General features: G+C 45.1%; 18 protein-coding genes. 7 read left to right on the plus strand and 11 right to left on the minus strand.

Annotated features, from left to right (window positions below; genetic code table 11):
* Positions 1 to 9: 9 nt before the first annotated feature.
* Genes AC3WU2_RS24535 through AC3WU2_RS24545 form a run of 3 tightly spaced genes read right to left on the minus strand, consistent with a single transcriptional unit; the run spans position 10 to position 2,489 of the window.
* Entirely contained in the window at positions 10 to 477 is a 468-nt protein-coding gene (locus AC3WU2_RS24535; protein ID WP_492457615.1) for a DUF2231 domain-containing protein, read from the minus strand.
* Positions 467 to 1,915, minus strand: coding sequence for an ATP-binding protein (locus tag AC3WU2_RS24540; RefSeq protein ID WP_492457649.1), 1,449 nt, complete (start codon positions 1,913 to 1,915; stop codon positions 467 to 469). Before AC3WU2_RS24540 ends, AC3WU2_RS24535 begins: the two co-directional genes overlap by 11 nt.
* On the minus strand, positions 1,797 to 2,489 hold the full coding sequence (locus tag AC3WU2_RS24545; protein ID WP_492457616.1) for a response regulator transcription factor: 693 nt from the start codon (positions 2,487 to 2,489) through the stop codon (positions 1,797 to 1,799). The genes AC3WU2_RS24540 and AC3WU2_RS24545 overlap by 119 nt, the downstream gene beginning before the upstream one ends.
* Positions 2,490 to 2,669: 180 nt before the next feature.
* On the opposite strand from AC3WU2_RS24545, the gene AC3WU2_RS24550 reads away from it, so the two are divergent.
* Genes AC3WU2_RS24550 through AC3WU2_RS24560 form a run of 3 tightly spaced genes read left to right on the plus strand, consistent with a single transcriptional unit; the run spans position 2,670 to position 4,901 of the window.
* Positions 2,670 to 3,116, plus strand: coding sequence for an FMN-binding protein (locus AC3WU2_RS24550; RefSeq protein WP_492457617.1), 447 nt, complete (start codon positions 2,670 to 2,672; stop codon positions 3,114 to 3,116).
* Positions 3,113 to 4,039, plus strand: coding sequence for an FAD:protein FMN transferase (locus AC3WU2_RS24555; RefSeq protein ID WP_492457618.1), 927 nt, complete (start codon positions 3,113 to 3,115; stop codon positions 4,037 to 4,039). Before AC3WU2_RS24550 ends, AC3WU2_RS24555 begins: the two co-directional genes overlap by 4 nt.
* Positions 4,032 to 4,901, plus strand: coding sequence for an RnfABCDGE type electron transport complex subunit D (locus AC3WU2_RS24560; protein WP_492457619.1), 870 nt, complete (start codon positions 4,032 to 4,034; stop codon positions 4,899 to 4,901). Before AC3WU2_RS24555 ends, AC3WU2_RS24560 begins: the two co-directional genes overlap by 8 nt.
* A gap of 151 nt (positions 4,902 to 5,052) precedes the next feature.
* On the opposite strand, the gene AC3WU2_RS24565 is transcribed toward AC3WU2_RS24560, so the two are convergent.
* Both AC3WU2_RS24565 and AC3WU2_RS24570 read right to left on the minus strand, forming a co-directional pair.
* A complete protein-coding gene (locus AC3WU2_RS24565) occupies positions 5,053 to 6,165 on the minus strand; it encodes a DUF3626 domain-containing protein (protein ID WP_492457620.1) in 1,113 nt (370 codons plus the stop codon).
* 31 nt (positions 6,166 to 6,196) lie between these two features.
* Complete coding sequence (locus AC3WU2_RS24570) at positions 6,197 to 7,078, minus strand: LysR family transcriptional regulator (protein WP_492457622.1); 882 nt, start codon at positions 7,076 to 7,078, stop codon at positions 6,197 to 6,199.
* A gap of 126 nt (positions 7,079 to 7,204) precedes the next feature.
* Between AC3WU2_RS24570 and AC3WU2_RS24575 the strand changes: the two genes are divergently transcribed.
* The gene (locus AC3WU2_RS24575) at positions 7,205 to 7,543 is read left to right on the plus strand and encodes an antibiotic biosynthesis monooxygenase family protein (protein ID WP_492457623.1); all 339 of its coding nucleotides are present in this window, start codon (positions 7,205 to 7,207) and stop codon (positions 7,541 to 7,543) included.
* Positions 7,544 to 7,582: 39 nt separating this feature from the next.
* Here AC3WU2_RS24575 and AC3WU2_RS24580 read toward each other — a convergent pair whose 3' ends face one another.
* From AC3WU2_RS24580 to AC3WU2_RS24600, 5 genes are all read right to left on the minus strand, one after another.
* Positions 7,583 to 8,458 carry an AraC family transcriptional regulator gene (locus tag AC3WU2_RS24580; protein WP_492457624.1) on the minus strand — a complete coding sequence of 292 codons (876 nt, stop codon included), beginning with the start codon at positions 8,456 to 8,458 and terminating at the stop codon, positions 7,583 to 7,585.
* Between the two features lie 134 nt (positions 8,459 to 8,592).
* On the minus strand, positions 8,593 to 9,636 hold the full coding sequence (locus tag AC3WU2_RS24585; protein ID WP_492457625.1) for an aminoglycoside phosphotransferase family protein: 1,044 nt from the start codon (positions 9,634 to 9,636) through the stop codon (positions 8,593 to 8,595).
* 30 nt (positions 9,637 to 9,666) lie between these two features.
* Positions 9,667 to 10,614, minus strand: a complete 948-nt coding sequence (locus AC3WU2_RS24590; protein ID WP_492457626.1) for a DeoR/GlpR family DNA-binding transcription regulator — start codon at positions 10,612 to 10,614, stop codon at positions 9,667 to 9,669.
* A 199-nt stretch (positions 10,615 to 10,813) separates the two neighbouring features.
* On the minus strand, positions 10,814 to 11,206 hold the full coding sequence (locus tag AC3WU2_RS24595; protein ID WP_314590064.1) for an SET domain-containing protein: 393 nt from the start codon (positions 11,204 to 11,206) through the stop codon (positions 10,814 to 10,816).
* 200 nt (positions 11,207 to 11,406) lie between these two features.
* Positions 11,407 to 11,574: a hypothetical protein gene (locus AC3WU2_RS24600; RefSeq protein ID WP_379348016.1), complete on the minus strand. Its 168-nt coding sequence runs from the start codon at positions 11,572 to 11,574 to the stop codon at positions 11,407 to 11,409.
* A gap of 196 nt (positions 11,575 to 11,770) precedes the next feature.
* Between AC3WU2_RS24600 and AC3WU2_RS24605 the strand changes: the two genes are divergently transcribed.
* The 3 genes from AC3WU2_RS24605 to AC3WU2_RS24615 all read left to right on the plus strand — a co-directional run bounded on the left by AC3WU2_RS24605 (position 11,771) and on the right by AC3WU2_RS24615 (position 13,653).
* Positions 11,771 to 12,526 (plus strand): YwaF family protein, encoded by a 756-nt coding sequence (locus AC3WU2_RS24605; RefSeq protein ID WP_492457627.1) that lies wholly within the window; start codon positions 11,771 to 11,773, stop codon positions 12,524 to 12,526.
* 83 nt (positions 12,527 to 12,609) lie between these two features.
* Positions 12,610 to 13,158, plus strand: coding sequence for a signal peptidase I (gene lepB, locus AC3WU2_RS24610; protein WP_379348020.1), 549 nt, complete (start codon positions 12,610 to 12,612; stop codon positions 13,156 to 13,158).
* A gap of 171 nt (positions 13,159 to 13,329) precedes the next feature.
* Positions 13,330 to 13,653, plus strand: coding sequence for a helix-turn-helix domain-containing protein (locus AC3WU2_RS24615; protein ID WP_018755419.1), 324 nt, complete (start codon positions 13,330 to 13,332; stop codon positions 13,651 to 13,653).
* On the opposite strand, the gene AC3WU2_RS24620 is transcribed toward AC3WU2_RS24615, so the two are convergent.
* Entirely contained in the window at positions 13,646 to 15,727 is a 2,082-nt protein-coding gene (locus AC3WU2_RS24620) for a sensor histidine kinase (protein WP_492457628.1), read from the minus strand. The two genes, AC3WU2_RS24615 and AC3WU2_RS24620, sit on opposite strands and share 8 nt — an antisense overlap.
* Between the last annotated feature and the right edge of the window lie 94 nt (positions 15,728 to 15,821).

The raw sequence follows: 15,821 nt of genomic DNA on the forward strand, positions 1-15,821 counted from the left end.
CTACCTAGATTAATGAGCTTTTGGCGGGTTCACATCTGTGCCGTTAACTTTTACGCCAATCCCGTCCGAGTAGACCATTTTCCCACCATAGTAACCTGTACCAAGAACCAGTGCACAGGAAGCGATGGATAGGATGAGATAGCTAACCAAAATGAATCTCGTAAAAGGACGATTGCCCCGATAGATCTGCCATAGCCTCCATACAACGAGGAGCGTTACCACCCAAGCCGTCAAGTCGGCTAATGTCGAGTGAATATCGAGATACGTTGTGTTCCCTCTTGCATCATCCTCTGGGCCCGTGGCGACAGACAACCATGCGCCTAAGGCTGCCGTTAACCACAGCCATATTCCCTGTTTCGGCATGAGGGCGCGGTTTTTCACGATTTGAATGACGTCATAGCATAATGCGATGACAATTATTGCGATCGGGAAGTGAACAATTATTGGATGAAGATGGTTGAAAATCTCAGATATCATGGCTAGTGCCCCTTTGACTTTGAATTTTTCTTCGATCTGGTAATCTCACGATAAACGTTGAACCTTGATTGATTTCACTTGTTACATATATTTGCCCCCCGTGATTACGCGTAATTTGGGCGGCGATCGACAGACCTAGGCCTGTACCTCCCCAATGCCGTGACCTCGCCTTATCAACGCGGTAAAAACGCTCGAACAAATGCGGCAGACTCTCCATCGGAATCCCGCAACCCTTGTCTTCTATAGAAATATCCAATTCCATTTCTCCGGATTTGCTCACTCGCACGGTTACAGCCGTCTCGGAAAACGAATATTTGATTGCATTGTCCAACAAAATATAGAGCAATTGATTGATCTGGTCGGGATCTCCCGTATATAAAACCTTTCCTTCCGGTAGCATGTCCTCAACACAAATTTCAACCCGATGTTCCTTGGCGATCGTCTTCATACGTTCTGTCACTGCATACACCATCTGACGCAAATCGAAAGACTCCTGTCTAATTTGCTGCATCCCGGAATCTGCACGAGCAAGCATAAGAAGCTGCTCGGTTAGGCGAATCATCCGGACAATTTCGTCCTTCATATGGTACAAAACGGTCTGATGGACATCAGGCAGCTTCTCTTTTTGCTCCTCTAGAATTTCCACAGACGATTGCAACACACTGAGTGGCGTACGGAGTTCATGTGAGGCGTCAGCGGTAAACTCCTGTTGTCTTTTGAGCGAGCGTACAATCGGGACCATCGCCCGACCTGCAAATATATACCCTGTCACCGATGCAATAAGCAGGAGGACGATGGTTAACCCGGATAACAGCCACTTCATTTCACTCAGCAAATTTATCTGTTTGCTGATTTCCTCACCAATGTAGATAACACTTCCCTTCCCATCATTGGCAGCTACCTGGTAAACGGCATATACTTTACGGCCTTCGGACACTTTTTGCTCAATATGCATATATGAAGAGCTATCCCCACCAATGACGAGCTGCTTGCTGATTTCATCATCAACAAGGGGATTACGGACGCCTGAAGAGGAAATTATTTTCCCCTGGTCATCGTGCACAACGGCGAATTGATCATTCTGCAAAAACTCCCATTCCATTCCGCCTGGACGGCGATGATCATCATTTTCTCTCTTGCCGATGCCCATCGTGTGGTGAAGCCACTCCTGTACCGTTTTTTCTGCCGCCTTTTCTAGACGACTATGCTCATCCCTGTTCACAACGCCTGATAAAATAAAATAAAAAGAAGCCGCCATAATAACGAGAATCAGCGCAATGATGCCACTATAGATGAATAGTAATTTTTGGCGTGTACGCTTAATCATGGCCGTCAGCTTCCTTATCGACCAATCGATAGCCTCTACCGTGAATGCTTTGCACCAATTTGAAATCGAAGGGCTCGTCGATCTTCCTACGCAGAAGCTTAATCGTAGCATCAACCGCATTCAGCGTTACTTCCGCACCACTGCCCCAAACGTAGTTCAAAATACGCTCCCTTGACAGCACTTCTCCCGGATGTCTCATCATGTAGGCCAGCAAATCGAGTTCCCGCTTCGTCAAATAGATAGACACCCCGTCTCTGACCACTTCCTGTGTTCGGAGATTTAGCGTAAGTCCACTGATCGAGTAAGCTTCATGATAGCCGCTTGACTGCTTGCGCCGATCCAGCGCAAATATTCGGGCAAAGAGCTCCTCGAAAGCAAAAGGCTTGATCAAATAATCGTCAGCCCCTTGAATCAGACCGTTCACTCGATCCTGAACCGCGTCACGAGCGGTTAGCATCAATATCGCCGTATTGTCCTGCTCTTCTCTCCACGCTTTGCATAAGTCGAGACCGCTTTTTCCAGGCAGCATCCAATCCAATATATATAGATCATAGCCCTCTGTATCATGAAACGCTTCTGCTTCCTCAGCAGTTTGTGCCCAATCCACTTGATGTCCTTCAGAGCCCAGCTTGTATTGAATCATAAAGCCGAGTTTGGCATCATCTTCAACCAATAGAATGCGCATGTCTACCCCTTTCAAGCTTGTTTATTTGAATAGTATAAAAGAACGAATATGAAAAAATAATGAAAAATTGATCGATATGTCTTATTTTTTTCTCTATTTTTAGTATCGGGAATTTCATGATTTTTTCATACTCGAATCCTATGATTAGTGATATTCAGAATTTGAAATGGAGATGATCGTATGGCCGCCAATGGCAAAGCTTTTATCTTAATGTGCTCGACCGCCATCGGTATCATATATGCCGCCGGGTATTCGGTCACCCAGCCGCGAAACGATGCTCAACAGTCATTCGCTTCGCAAGCAACGCTATCAAATGCGCAAGCAACGCAGTCGACTTCGGTGCCATCTGCACCCATGTCGAAATATAAGGACGGTACTTTCTCCGGCTCCGGGACCAACCGATTTGGGACGGTTGAGGTGAATGTAACGATCACGAAGGGGAAAATCGCAGCGGTCGAAATCACACGCAGCGCAACACGGTATCCTCAGCGTTACATCGACTCTTTGCCCGCAGAAGTCATTGCAAGCCAAAGCGCTGATATCGACACGGTAAGCGGAGCAACGCGCAGCTCACAGGACTTCATTAATGCCGTGCTCAACGCGCTCAGTCAAGCGGAGCAATCGTGATAGAGACGTTACGCACCGTCACCCGCTCCTTCGTCTGTATGGATACGATCATCAACATCAAAGCGGTCACTTCGATATCGACGGAGGCGGTGAATGCAAGCATCGATCGTGCTTTTGCCGCGTTCCGCTATGTAGAGGAAACGTGCAGCCGATTTGACAGCAATAGCGAGCTAAGACGACTCTCGTTAAAGCCTGGGGTTCCACAACCCGTAAGCCCACTGTTATTTGAAGCACTTCGCTTCGCTAGACAGCTGGCCGAGATTACTGGAGGAATCTTCGATCCGACCGTCGGTCAGTTGCTAGAGCGCAAAGGCTTTGCCCGACATTATTTGACCGGATCCCCCCCTGCGCCAGTGCCTATTCCACCTACTCCTGTTTCTTATCAGGATATTGTAATCGACGATCAAGAACAGAGCGTCACCCTAATAAAACCTTTACTTCTTGATTTGGGGGCTGTCGCCAAAGGATTGGCTGTCGATTTAGCCACACGGGAACTGGAAAAATACGATGGGTATCTAATAGATGCTGGCGGTGATATATTTGCCGGCGGGCGGAACGAACGAGACGAACCCTGGCAGGTCGGTGTTCAACATCCACTGCAATTAGACCAGAATATCTGCGTCCTGCGAATCTCAGATATGGCAGTATGTACTTCTGGCAGCTATGAACGAAGAAGTCCATTGGACGGAGGTATACACCATCTGCTCAATCCTTACACAGAGGATTCTAACGGCGAACTGATTAGTTGCACGGTAGTCGCTCCGTTTGCCATGCTCGCCGACGGTCTTTCCACTGCCGTATTTCTGCTGGAACAGCGGCGCGGGCTGGAGATGATCGAATCCATGAATTTTGAGGGATTGACTGTTTCTTCAACATTAGATATAACGATGACTGATCAAATGAAGAGGTATGTATATGAATAACAACAATTTGAATAATCAGTCCCGTCAAACGGACGATCATAAACGCAAAAAAAAGAATCCAAATTTCTTCGGCACACCAAAAGGAATCCTCCTGATCGTGCTCGTAGGACTTGCAGTAATTGTCTCCACGGCTACTGCCTCGTATCACGGTTTGGTGAACATAGGGATTGCAGCCGCTGCTTCAACCCTGCTTGATTATGCAATCATTCGCATTCAGCGAAGAAAGCAGCTTGTTCTAAGCGGCGCCCTGCTCACCGGCATCATTATCGGATTGATAGTAAGTCCCGCCACCTCTTGGCCGATTGTCCTTCTAGCAGCGGTGATCGCGATCGTCTCCAAGCATGTGCTCATGATCCGTAAAAAGCCGATTTTCAATCCTGCAGCTTTCGGACTGCTTGCCGTATTTCTGCTTTTCTCGACTGGTGAGGATTGGTGGGGTGGGCTGCCCGATCTATCAATCTGGTTGCTGCCTCTGCTCCTCGCGGGCGGTTACTGGATCACATTCAGGGTGCGTAAATTTCCGCTTACGTTTACTTTTCTCGGAATCTATTTTTCCGTTTATCTAATCATTGCCTTGTTCGGGGCAGCCGATGTTAGCGACATGTTCCGTGTTCCTTTTCTTAACTCGGTATTGTTTCTTACGTTCTTCATGCTGACGGATCCCCCTACGTCACCCGCCAAACCTATTGAACAAATGCTGTTTGCAATCGTTGCGGCTGGCGTAAGCATCTGGATCAATTTGATGTTCGGTGGTTTGTCGTTCTTGCTAGCAGGCCTCCTTGCCGCGAACCTCTGGCATACCGTTGTGTCGGCGATCAAACGGGTATCCAGTAAATCACGTCAGCCGTTGACTCGGGGGTGAACAACTTGAAAGCACTCATGCTCGTCACTCGTTTGAATGAACGCAGGGTAGCCCTGGAAGCGATGGCATGTGGGAAACCCGTATTCGCAGTGGGCGTATCAGGCTATGACGGTAAAGCTTCGCCCCGTACGCTTTCGAAGTTAATCAAGATTCATTTTCGGAGATCACGGATCTTTTGGTGCGGTTTCCCGTACCTCACTAGAACATGCCACAGGAGCTTTAATTCCTGAAGCACTTCCGCATAAGTGCCACGATCGTGCCAAGCTGTAGGATCTTGCCTTAAGTGCTTAGCAGCTGAGCCAATCATGCTCGCATCGATATAACCGTGATGAGCAATACGTGCAGCCAAAGAGGGCATCGCAGGACCTCTAAAATCTGAAGGCACTTCGTCCACCGACAACGAAAAACCCCCATGCCAATAAAGATCAATGGAATACTGCACACATAATTGCTCCAAGATTCGCCCAATCGACGTACCCTGGAATGAAGGATCAGCAACAAGTATTTCTACATCGTTCTTTAGACGAATATCCCCATGAACCTGCGCTTCAATGTAGTGATTAAGATTACGTTTGGGCTCCATTTTAGAAGGATTACGGAAGGCGTTCAAGAGGTTCACACGCAGGTGGTCGACTAATTTTTGTGGTCGAAGATTTGGTTCTCCTAGCGCAGAATCTCTTAAGAAAATCTCCTCTAGTAACGCCGCCATCATATCATCAAATGCTGCATAGGTCCCTTTCTGTACAGGATTTTGATGCGAATCCATATAGGTGTATGTACTACGGTAAGAAACCTCCGGGGATAGGAGGAAATAGCATGAGCCAAAGCGCGGAGCCGGTCCATCCGGATGACGCATCAGATCTAGGGCCCCATATTTAGGACGTTCGCTATTCGTTGTACCCTCTTGTTGATATGCGCCGCCAAATAATCTATCCTCCCACAAATCACGATGCCCACCAGGATAGGCTGATACACTGCCACTGGATAATAAAGTCTCGAATTGGCTCTTATACACGCCTTGCTCCAATAACGCTTCTGCAACACTTTTATCCGACGGGTCTAAGCGATCAGGATGGAAGTGCATCGCAATCCTCGCATGAGACTTTATTTTAGCGACAGCATCTTCGTAGGTATCAAGGCCGATATTCGACATTTGCAGAATGTCATGAACCGTTTGACGGGCCCCCTCTGTACGATTTCTCGCGTAATCCGTCACATATGCCAGGGCTGCATATTGTGCGGATGAAAGTTCGTTTCTCTCCATGACTTACCGCCTTCCTACTTCAAGCTGTATTTTAATCGTATGATTGATCAACCCAACGTGTAATAAATTCAATCATTTTGCGAGCTGCAGGGGAACAGTCTTTCAATGATTTTACCGCGATTCCAATCGAACGATGATGCTCTCCTTCCAAGGGGCGAATACTAACATGGTGTGGAAAGCTGGATAGTATCAATTCGGGGAGGATACTGATGCCTAATCCATTCTGTACCATTGCCAAAATAGCCTGATCGTCCTCTAATTCGAACTTGATGGTCGGGACGATGTGGTTCTGTGTGAAAATCCGCTTAATATCGTTATCACATCCTGCAATGGGCATGATGAAAGGCTCATCTTTCATTTGATCGATGCGAATGGTGGATTCATTGCATAACAGATGGTTGGCAGGCAATACACACTTCATCCGATCCTGTTGAAGAGGGATCACTTCGAGCGATGTATCTGTCGTCGGAAGATTAACGAATCCAAAATCCGAGATCCCCGTTGCGATCGATGCTTCAATCTCATGATAGTTGCCATCGAATAACTTGATATCGATCAGCGGAAATAGCTCATGAAATTGCTTCATGATCCCAGGCAGCCACTGAATGGATACGCTGGAGAAGGTTCCTATTTTCACCGTCCCCCTCTCAATCCCTTTAATCGCTGCAATCTCTTGATTCAGCTTCTCATTTAACTGTAAAATCTCTCGAATAGGATGGATGAGGCGTTCTCCATTATTCGTTAACTGAACACCCGATCGATTCCTCATCAGAAGGCTAAGACCAAATTCACGTTCCAAGCTTGAAATCGCATGGCTTACTGCGGATTGGGTTAAATTCAATCGCTCTCCGGCTTTTGTAAGACTTTCACATTCAACAACCTTGCTGAAGATCTCGTATTTGATCAGATTCACGCGTGCCTCCATACAATACATGAAAATTACTCATGTATTACTTGATAAACATTCATTTTAGTTATCTATATTGTATCGGTATAATCGAATTATTCAATTATTTTCTTATAAAAAGGAGTCCTACCATTGAATCACAACGAACATGCACCGAACGAATCACATTATGCGGTTATCTTTACAAGTCAGCGCACGCCTGGGGATAACGGCTATCATGACATGGCTGAACAAATGGACCGTCTTGCTTCCGTGCAGCCAGGTTTTCTCGGCGCAGATAGTGTAAGAGACGCTTCAGGCGCAGGGATTACAATCTCATATTGGGACAGCCTTGAAGCCATTCGCAATTGGAAACGTGAAGAATCTCATCTCGACGCCCAGCAGCGTGGCAAGAAAGAATGGTATGAGCACTATGAGGTCAAAATTTGTAAAGTGGAACGAGCGTATTCATCCAGAGGGAGATCGAACTAAAAAAGAGACGCCTGGAACCAGGCATCTCTCTCGTATATGCTATGATCTTTTCACGACAGGAATCCATATTTCGCTTCGATAATTCGGCGATGTGACATCTTTATGCTCGTTCCATAACATCTCTGGCCCGATGGACAGTTCATAGCTTGAAGATGGGAACCATTCCGAATAGATACGCCCCCATATGTTCTGAAGCGTCTCCGGAAATGGGCCCACTGCTTCGAAAACAGCCCATGTTGAAGGTGCGACTTCAAGCTGTGACAGATGGGCTGGACAAGGATGCGTTGTTGCCACGCCGATATAATGATCTAACTCTCCCTTCTCCTCCATTCGCTCTTCAGAGAAATTCGTGGATGCGCTAAGCAAGCCATGTGGCGTGATATTCGACAGCTCCTTCAACGCTTGAATTGCCGCTTCGTCTAAGGTATTCCACATCGTAGCAATGTCCGGGTTCACGCCATGGAAGATGATCGGAACTCTTTTCTGGATCCCAACGATATGAAATGCTTCTTTCTCCACAATCCTATAGTTCATTTCACTGCCTCCTTGAATCGTTAATTGAAAGGTCATTGGGGGATACGATTTGAGCAATTGACCTCGATTTCTAGCCTCAGATGGTGTAATGCCATGTAAACTTTGAAATGCTCTTGTAAAAGAATCAGGCGATTCATATCCGAATTTCAACGCAATATCGATAATTCGGTTGTGAGGATTGTTCAGCTCAAATGCAGCAAGCGTAAGTCGTCTGCGGCGAATATATTCCGATAGCGATACCCTAGCTAAGAATGAAAACATGCGTTTAAAATGGTACTCCGAGCACATGGCGATTCTCGCGACTTCCTTAAAATCGATCTCCTGCGTCAGGTGTTCTTCAACATACCGTAATGCGTTATTCATATTCTCCAACAAATTCATGATAAGCTCCCTTCTACATTTCTAGCATAGCAGAAGTCATCTGCACAGGTCCGACATTACGTGCACCATTCTGAAGGGTCCAACATCTCAAAAAAGCTGGTTCCAGTACAGACCTGGACCAGCTTAATCAGATATTATGATGACTGATTACTTTCGTGTATAATCGTAGCACTCTCCTGATGTAACCAACTCTCTATATGAGGAATCATTTGCGCATAGCGTATAATCGCATTGATCGTCGTTGTTACTTGCAATGTCCCCATCTGCTGTTCCTCCTCATCCGAGCACTCCAACCACAAAGACCGCTTCAAACTATATTCCAACCAGCCAAATTTGCTGATAAAACCATGTTCTAACACCTTGCGCCAATCCGCTTGAATGGCGCCAACCTTCTTTTTATAGCTACGGATAAATATTAGAAATCTGTCTTTATCCATGTCGCCGAATTCATCTTCAGACCAATATAGCGCCGTTTCAATCAAATCTTGCATAGGGTTGATTTCCCCCGCAGACTCCCAATCAATCAGGAAAGGCTTGTCATGATTCCACAATACATTTTTAGGATCTAAATCCCTATGGCTAATTATTCGATCTGATGCAAGGAAATGTGCTGAATGATTGGCCTCAGCATTCCATACGTACAACGAGTCCTTGATTTGAAGCAGTTGGTTCGCCCACACCGAGTTATTTTCTTGCCCTTGTCGAGCATAATCATCCCAATGTATTTCCGTTACATGAGACTCCTCCTGCGTTAGGCATAACGCTGAGAAATCCGTCAGATGGATATCTGCCAGGATAGAACCTATTTTTTCGCAATGGAGACCCGTAACTTCACTAGGTTTTAGACTCTTCCCTTCCATCCAATGAAACACGAGAAAGAATTGATTATCGATTTCGTGTATAGCTGATCCATTCGATTGAATCGCTGGAAGTGCCGGTATATGGTTGGCAGCCATCGTAGCTATTCGTTCTGAGTGAATGAAATTATGCATTGCAGCAGGTCTTCGCATGATTTGGGGATTTAAGGCTTTTATTGCGTATTTTCCGTGTGTGGTTGATATGGAATACATGCGATGTAGGAACCCGCCCGATATCGCTACAGGAGCTTGTAGCATCGTTCCAAGATGCAGCATGTCGCACAATTTGTGAATTTCCAAATGGTATAGATTGTCGTTCATGATTAGATCCCCCTTGCAGAAACCTAGGATTTATGGATGACCCACTTGTGTCACCGCCCTAACTTGAACATCAGAACGTCTGAATTGAATTTGCATTTGCGCATCCGCTGAACTTGGCGCCCATACATTCTCGTAGTACGTGACTCCGTTAAGATCCTGGAATTCCACGGTAAATTCGAGCTTATCATTCTCCATCCCTTGCGTAGTAATCACCTTCACGCCCAGCGATTGAATGCGTTCAATGACTTCCCGATCCGCCTTATCATCCGTAATGAGGACGTCCAGATCCTCAATCTTACCCGCTTTCGCAAACCCATCAATTCCTAAGACTTGATGTGTCGCGATACCAATGCGTCTTCGAGATAACGACGATACTGTTCGAGCAAAAGCAGCGACTTCTGGCGTAGCCACGAAAATCCCTTCATCGGATATACCTCCACCTGTTACGAAACTCATATCAAACTTGAACTGTCGTATAAATTCAGTAGCGAGCACATCTGTAATATTGCCTGATGCCTTGACCAAGCCGCCAACAAAATACGTATCAATCCACTCCCGTTCACGCAATTCGTCAGCTACACGCATACAATTCGTCACGATTGTGAGCGGTATGTGATCAGGCAAATGTTGTAACAACACATAAGCAATGGACCCGCTCCCGATAAATATCGTATCTTTATCTCGTATATACGACACCGCTAATTTCGCAATCGCATTCGCTTCAGGTGAACCTTCTCCATAACGTTGTTCCGGCGGCTGGGGCGATTGTCGAACCTTCATCGCAGGTATCGCTCCGCCATGCGTTTTCTGCAGCAGTCCTTGCTCTTCCATCATCGACAGATCGCGACGAATTGAATCAATCGATACTTGGAAGGTCTCGGCCAATTCCTTCGCCAAAACCCGCTTCTGCTGGTGCAATAAAGCAAGAATTTTCTCACGACGCTCCTCAGCGAACATGCCTGTACCTTCAATTGTCATGCAGTATTCCTCCTGTATTTTCATATTTATTCCTGTAATATCACAATTATATTCTGTTTTGTTCATTTAATCAACCAAATATTTCCTACATACGCAAAAATAGTTTCATTTTTGTTCAGTTATAATCACTAATGCTCATGATATGACAAAAAAAGGCAAAGGGAATCTCCCTCTGCCTCTTCGCATCATGCTCTATATTCTATTCAGACTTCGCAGCGTCCTCCATGAACCACAATGGGTCCATACAGTCTTCTTCGCCGTTATAGTTGATCAGAATCTCATCCCCTGCCTTAATGTCCGTATACGCATAGAAATCAACGGTAAGTTGATCAAAATTGAGATCATACGAGGCATTGGGCTCATAAGAATGATTAAATAAACTTCCGTATCCTAACAGAACTGCCGAATGGTTCACACCAAATTCGAATACATAGTCTGCGAGAGCGGTCTGCTCGATGTGCTTATGCTCTTCTTCCGGATATGGAAGAACAGGTGCTTCATGAAAAATAACACCTTTGGGTATATCACAAGTTGCGAATACACCTCGATTGAATTCGCCTTTGCTTAACTTGGATTGCTTAATCTCGATCATGCTCGTCACCTGCGCGTCCTTAGTCTGTATCAATATGATAGGGTTAGAAAGGATCATTTTAACCCACCTTGACGAAAAGCGCAAACCTGAAGTACTTCATTCTCACGCAAAAAAGCAAGCGGCATCCCATGAAACGTGGATGACTCCTGCTTTTGGTGGAAAAACTTATGCTTTGAACCCCTGATCTTCATTATTCGAATTTACACATGTGCCTTTGCATCAGAAGCATCGTGTTCCGTAGAACGATAAGCAAGCAGGACAACTTCAGATCCTGTCTTATCCCGAATCTTCGACTCGAGGGATTGCAGCTGTGTAATCGTCGATTCATCCAGGTCCGCCGGGATCAGGTGTGTGGAATGGGTGTTCATCCCTATGCCTCCTTCATTTCATCATCACTGCACTTCCTGCCTAGTGTACCCATTCCTGTTTCATTCAACCCTAAGCATGCATGCTGATAAAGTCCTAAGAGGTACCATGCAAAGTTAGGACTGTCACCATCCTGACGGAACTTCTACAATAACTGTAAAGAATGAGTTGAATTTAAATGAAAAGGAGTGAACTATTGTGCAACTGAATCCTATGATTTACACCTCGGTTCAGTCCGATCCCAGCTTTCGAATGTATCATTGGCCGCATCTCGTCTGGATCATCCTGCTGTTAGCCCTCATGCTTATCCTATGGCTCTCCAGAAGGGTCATTCAGCAGAACCAACCTTTCCGTGTCTTGATTCGCTGGGGCATAATTGGCGCAATGATCATTCCGGAACTCATCTTATATAGTATCTACACGATAAATGGAACATGGGACCTGAAAGTTCATTTACCGCTTGAATTATGTAGTATTTCGTTATATCTTTCGTGCCTCATGCTCATGACTCGCAGTTATTTTCTGTATCAGATCATGGTGTTTGCAGGGATCGGTGGAGCAATGCAAGCGATCTTGACGCCCAATTTGCTCGTACCTTATCCGCATTTCATCTACTTTCACTTCTTTATCTGTCATCTTGCCATTGTACTAGCTTCATTATATATGACTTGGGTCGAGGATTATCGGCCGCGACTTCGTTCGATTGGCATCACGATGCTCTTCTTGAAAATCCTTGTCATTGTCGTTGGAACGGTGAACTGGATCTTGGATGCCAACTATATGTTCCTTGCCTACAAGCCCAATACACCATCCATCTTGGATTTTCTGGGACCCTATCCCTATTATTTAATTGCTGAAGAATTCGTCGCTTTACTCATCTTCTGCCTGATCTATCTGTTAATCCGCCGAAAAAGCGGGCTTAACCGTGATGTTCAATGTCGCAAGCAATTTTGATTCATGTCGGGATCTGCGAAACTTAATTGGTGTACGAAACGTATAAAGAATAATTATCCTCATGGAAAGGAGCACAAGTACGTATGCGTATCTTTCGAGAGGCCATGCGATGGGTTTTCTCTATCGCGGTGTCCTTCATCCTAGCTCTATTCGTTTGCACGTATATTATCCAACCGACCAAAGTGAGTGGACACTCCATGGAGCCGACCCTGCACGACACCGAGCGATTATTCATTCTCAAATGGACACACACCTTCTCGATGACCCCGAATTATGGAGATATTGTTGTTATTGATAGCAGGATCGACCGAAATCGTACTTTCTCAGACGAGTTTCTGGACAACCCTTTCTTCAATTTCCTAACCCATAATGATGAACACGAGATATTCTTCATCAAGCGTGTGATTGGCAAGCCAGGCGATACGTTGGAGATTCGAGATCATCATGTGTATCGTAATGGCCAATTGCTGAAGGAACCTTATATTAAGGAGACGATGTTAGACCTATCGGAACAAACCTTCGTTGTTCCTAAGGACCACATCTTTGTTATGGGTGACAATCGCAATCATAGTAAAGATAGCCGGGATATTGGCTTCATTCCACTCTCCCATGTCCTTGGCAAGAAACTATAGTCTCACGTGAAAAAGAGAGCTCTTCAAAGAGCTCTCTTTTTGTGATACATTACGTAACTAATACTATATTATTTTGAATTTTATATGAATTTACACTTGACACGATACAAATTGTATCATAAATTACTAATAGTAGGTTTTCGTTAATAACGATGAAGGAGTATGCCAATCATGACAATGGGTGAACGTCTCAGACAACTACGATTGCAACGGAAAATTTCGCAAGAAGAAGTCGCACGCACGATCGGAATCACTCGCTCTGCCTACAGCCATTATGAGATTAACAATCGCCAGCCTGTCTATGAGACGCTCATCAAACTATCAACTTTTTACGAGGTGTCTCTTGATTATATTGTCGGTGGAGATACATTCGGCCCAGCCTCCAAAGATACACATGAAATGATCCGCATGCTGGATACGATGGATCATGTAAAACGTAAGAACACTATTAACTTGTTGATGGACGTACTAAAAAAGAATAATAATGTTATGTAATAGCCTTAGAAGACGTTGCTGGCAGCGTGATGTAGAAGTGACAGCCTTGTCCCAGTTCACTCTGGACCCAAATCGCACCATGATGGGACTCTATGATTTCTTTGGCGATTGATAATCCAATCCCGCTTCCCCCACCCTTCGAATTACGTGAATAATCATTTTTATAGAAACGCTCGAATATTTTGACCGTATCTTCCTTCGACACACCGATCCCGGTATCCTTACATTGAATACAGAACTTCTGCTCCTCCTCCAAATAACTGAAATGCATGCGTATCTCGCCACCGATCGGTGTAAATTTCACCGCATTATAGACTAAATTGTTAAATACCTGGAACATCCGCTCCAGATCGATATGGATAACCAATTGACGATTTCGCTCGACATTCTCGAAATGCCTTACACTATAAAAATGCAACCCCCGATTTTCCACTTCAAATGCATAGGTTTGTTCTACTTGATCCATGAACTCTTCAATGGGCATTTCCTTGATATGAATCGGTACTTGTCCAGATTCTAATTTGGATAATTCGAACACATCGTAGATCAAATGATTCAGTCCCGTCATTTTGCGCAGCATGAGCTGCATATATTTCTTCCGCTCATCGGGGTCTACGATTATGTCATCATGAAGCGCTTCAAGATACCCTTGAATTAATGTCATCGGTGTACGCAAATCATGCGATATATTCGTAAGCAACCTTCGCCTTGCATCCTCCATACGCTCTAAATCCAGATTCGACTGCTCTAGGCTAGCATTCATCTGCCGCAATTCCACGGTTCGGCTCTCAATCCGTGTCTCCAAGCTATTATTCAATTCTCGCAACTCGATTGTTACATCTTCTAACTCATTCATCATCTGAGAGACACGCTTCGAGACAATCATACTCTGCATGATAACGAATAGGAGCAGTCCGTAATGTGTAATATCACCGGTGTACCAGAATTCATTGTAATAGAGCACATCATTTATTGTAGAAGCTGCGAAGATGAATACTCCCCCCAGCGCAAGAACGGCATTAGGACGACGATGTCTGACCGCTCGGATCATGATGATGACAGATACAATCGCAATAATTCCGAGTGATGCTTGGAAAACAATAATATATTTTGAAAATACTATCGGTTCTGTGACCAGAACGAATAAACTCAGGGTTCCTGCCACAACGAGTAAGATCTTATTCATTCGCGGGTAGGCTTCCTGCGGAAACATTTCACTAACATAGTACATCCCACATACCGGTCCTAACGCAAGACAAATGTATTCTACTTGAAGGGATACATGCCACGGAATCCAAGGGAACCATTGAACGAGGAAACAATCTCCAATTGTGAGCATCCGAACGCCTATAATAATACAGACGAGACCAAAGTATAACGCCGCTCGCTCTTGTCTACGCAAGAAATACAACCAGAAATGGTATCCACCCATCATGAGGATGATGCCGAGAATCAGCATGTCACGTGATGAGACAATGTATTGATGATGTACGACTTGTTCACTTGCTCCATATTCAAATTCCTTCCATATCCCACCTCTTCGGTGATGAAAGTTAGAAACTTGAATCACAAGCTCATCTTGATCACGGTCCCCGGACATAAATACAAGTTTGGGCATTTGCTCTGGAATCGCATCGTCTACCGACGTTCCTACTGTGCCAGCCGAAGCCACTTCCTTCCCATTCAACCACATCCGATACGAAGTCAAAATATTCGGAATGCGAATCGCAAGGGTACGATCCATCGGATGATGCAGAATCGTCAACCGATAAGTAGCATAACCTTGTGGAGATACCTCCTTGCCCTGGAACTTCCAAGAACCTGGTACTTGGATGAAATTCTGCTGCTGTTGTCTCTTGAAATCCGTCGGTTCCAGCAGCTTGTTCCACACGAATTCCCACTTCCCCTTCATCATCACGGTACCCTGCTGATCGAAATTCCAGCCTCTTAAATCAAGAACCCCCGACTCTGCAACAGGGAATGGTGTTGTATGCTGCTTTGCACTGCAGCTGGTTAAGCCAGTTAGAAAGAAAACCAAGAGCAATGCAAATAGTCCTAGATAACGTCTGAACAATCCTGTTTTTCCCTCCTGCATTTTACTTATTGTAATAGAATAAACCTAAATTTCCACAATTTATTTAAATTTTCGACGTATACATTGCCTTCCC

It is taken from the genome of Paenibacillus sp. EB106-05-06-XG162 (assembly GCF_058791655.1).

Excerpts from the sequence above, each read along its gene's own strand:
- AC3WU2_RS24615 (WP_018755419.1), top strand. The coding sequence starts at position 13,330 with ATGACAATGGGTGAACGTCTCAGACAACTACGATTGCAACGGAAAATT.
- AC3WU2_RS24600 (WP_379348016.1), bottom strand. The coding sequence starts at position 11,574 with ATGAACACCCATTCCACACACCTGATCCCGGCGGACCTGGATGAATCG.
- AC3WU2_RS24545 (WP_492457616.1), bottom strand. The coding sequence starts at position 2,489 with ATGCGCATTCTATTGGTTGAAGATGATGCCAAACTCGGCTTTATGATT.
- AC3WU2_RS24580 (WP_492457624.1), bottom strand. The coding sequence starts at position 8,458 with ATGAATTTGTTGGAGAATATGAATAACGCATTACGGTATGTTGAAGAA.
- AC3WU2_RS24540 (WP_492457649.1), bottom strand. The coding sequence starts at position 1,915 with ATGCTACGATTAAGCTTCTGCGTAGGAAGATCGACGAGCCCTTCGATT.
- AC3WU2_RS24595 (WP_314590064.1), bottom strand. The coding sequence starts at position 11,206 with ATGATCGAGATTAAGCAATCCAAGTTAAGCAAAGGCGAATTCAATCGA.
- AC3WU2_RS24565 (WP_492457620.1), bottom strand. The coding sequence starts at position 6,165 with ATGGAGAGAAACGAACTTTCATCCGCACAATATGCAGCCCTGGCATAT.
- AC3WU2_RS24590 (WP_492457626.1), bottom strand. The coding sequence starts at position 10,614 with ATGACAATTGAAGGTACAGGCATGTTCGCTGAGGAGCGTCGTGAGAAA.
- AC3WU2_RS24535 (WP_492457615.1), bottom strand. The coding sequence starts at position 477 with ATGATATCTGAGATTTTCAACCATCTTCATCCAATAATTGTTCACTTC.
- AC3WU2_RS24585 (WP_492457625.1), bottom strand. The coding sequence starts at position 9,636 with ATGAACGACAATCTATACCATTTGGAAATTCACAAATTGTGCGACATG.
- AC3WU2_RS24560 (WP_492457619.1), top strand. The coding sequence starts at position 4,032 with ATGAATAACAACAATTTGAATAATCAGTCCCGTCAAACGGACGATCAT.
- AC3WU2_RS24550 (WP_492457617.1), top strand. The coding sequence starts at position 2,670 with ATGGCCGCCAATGGCAAAGCTTTTATCTTAATGTGCTCGACCGCCATC.
- lepB (WP_379348020.1), top strand. The coding sequence starts at position 12,610 with ATGCGTATCTTTCGAGAGGCCATGCGATGGGTTTTCTCTATCGCGGTG.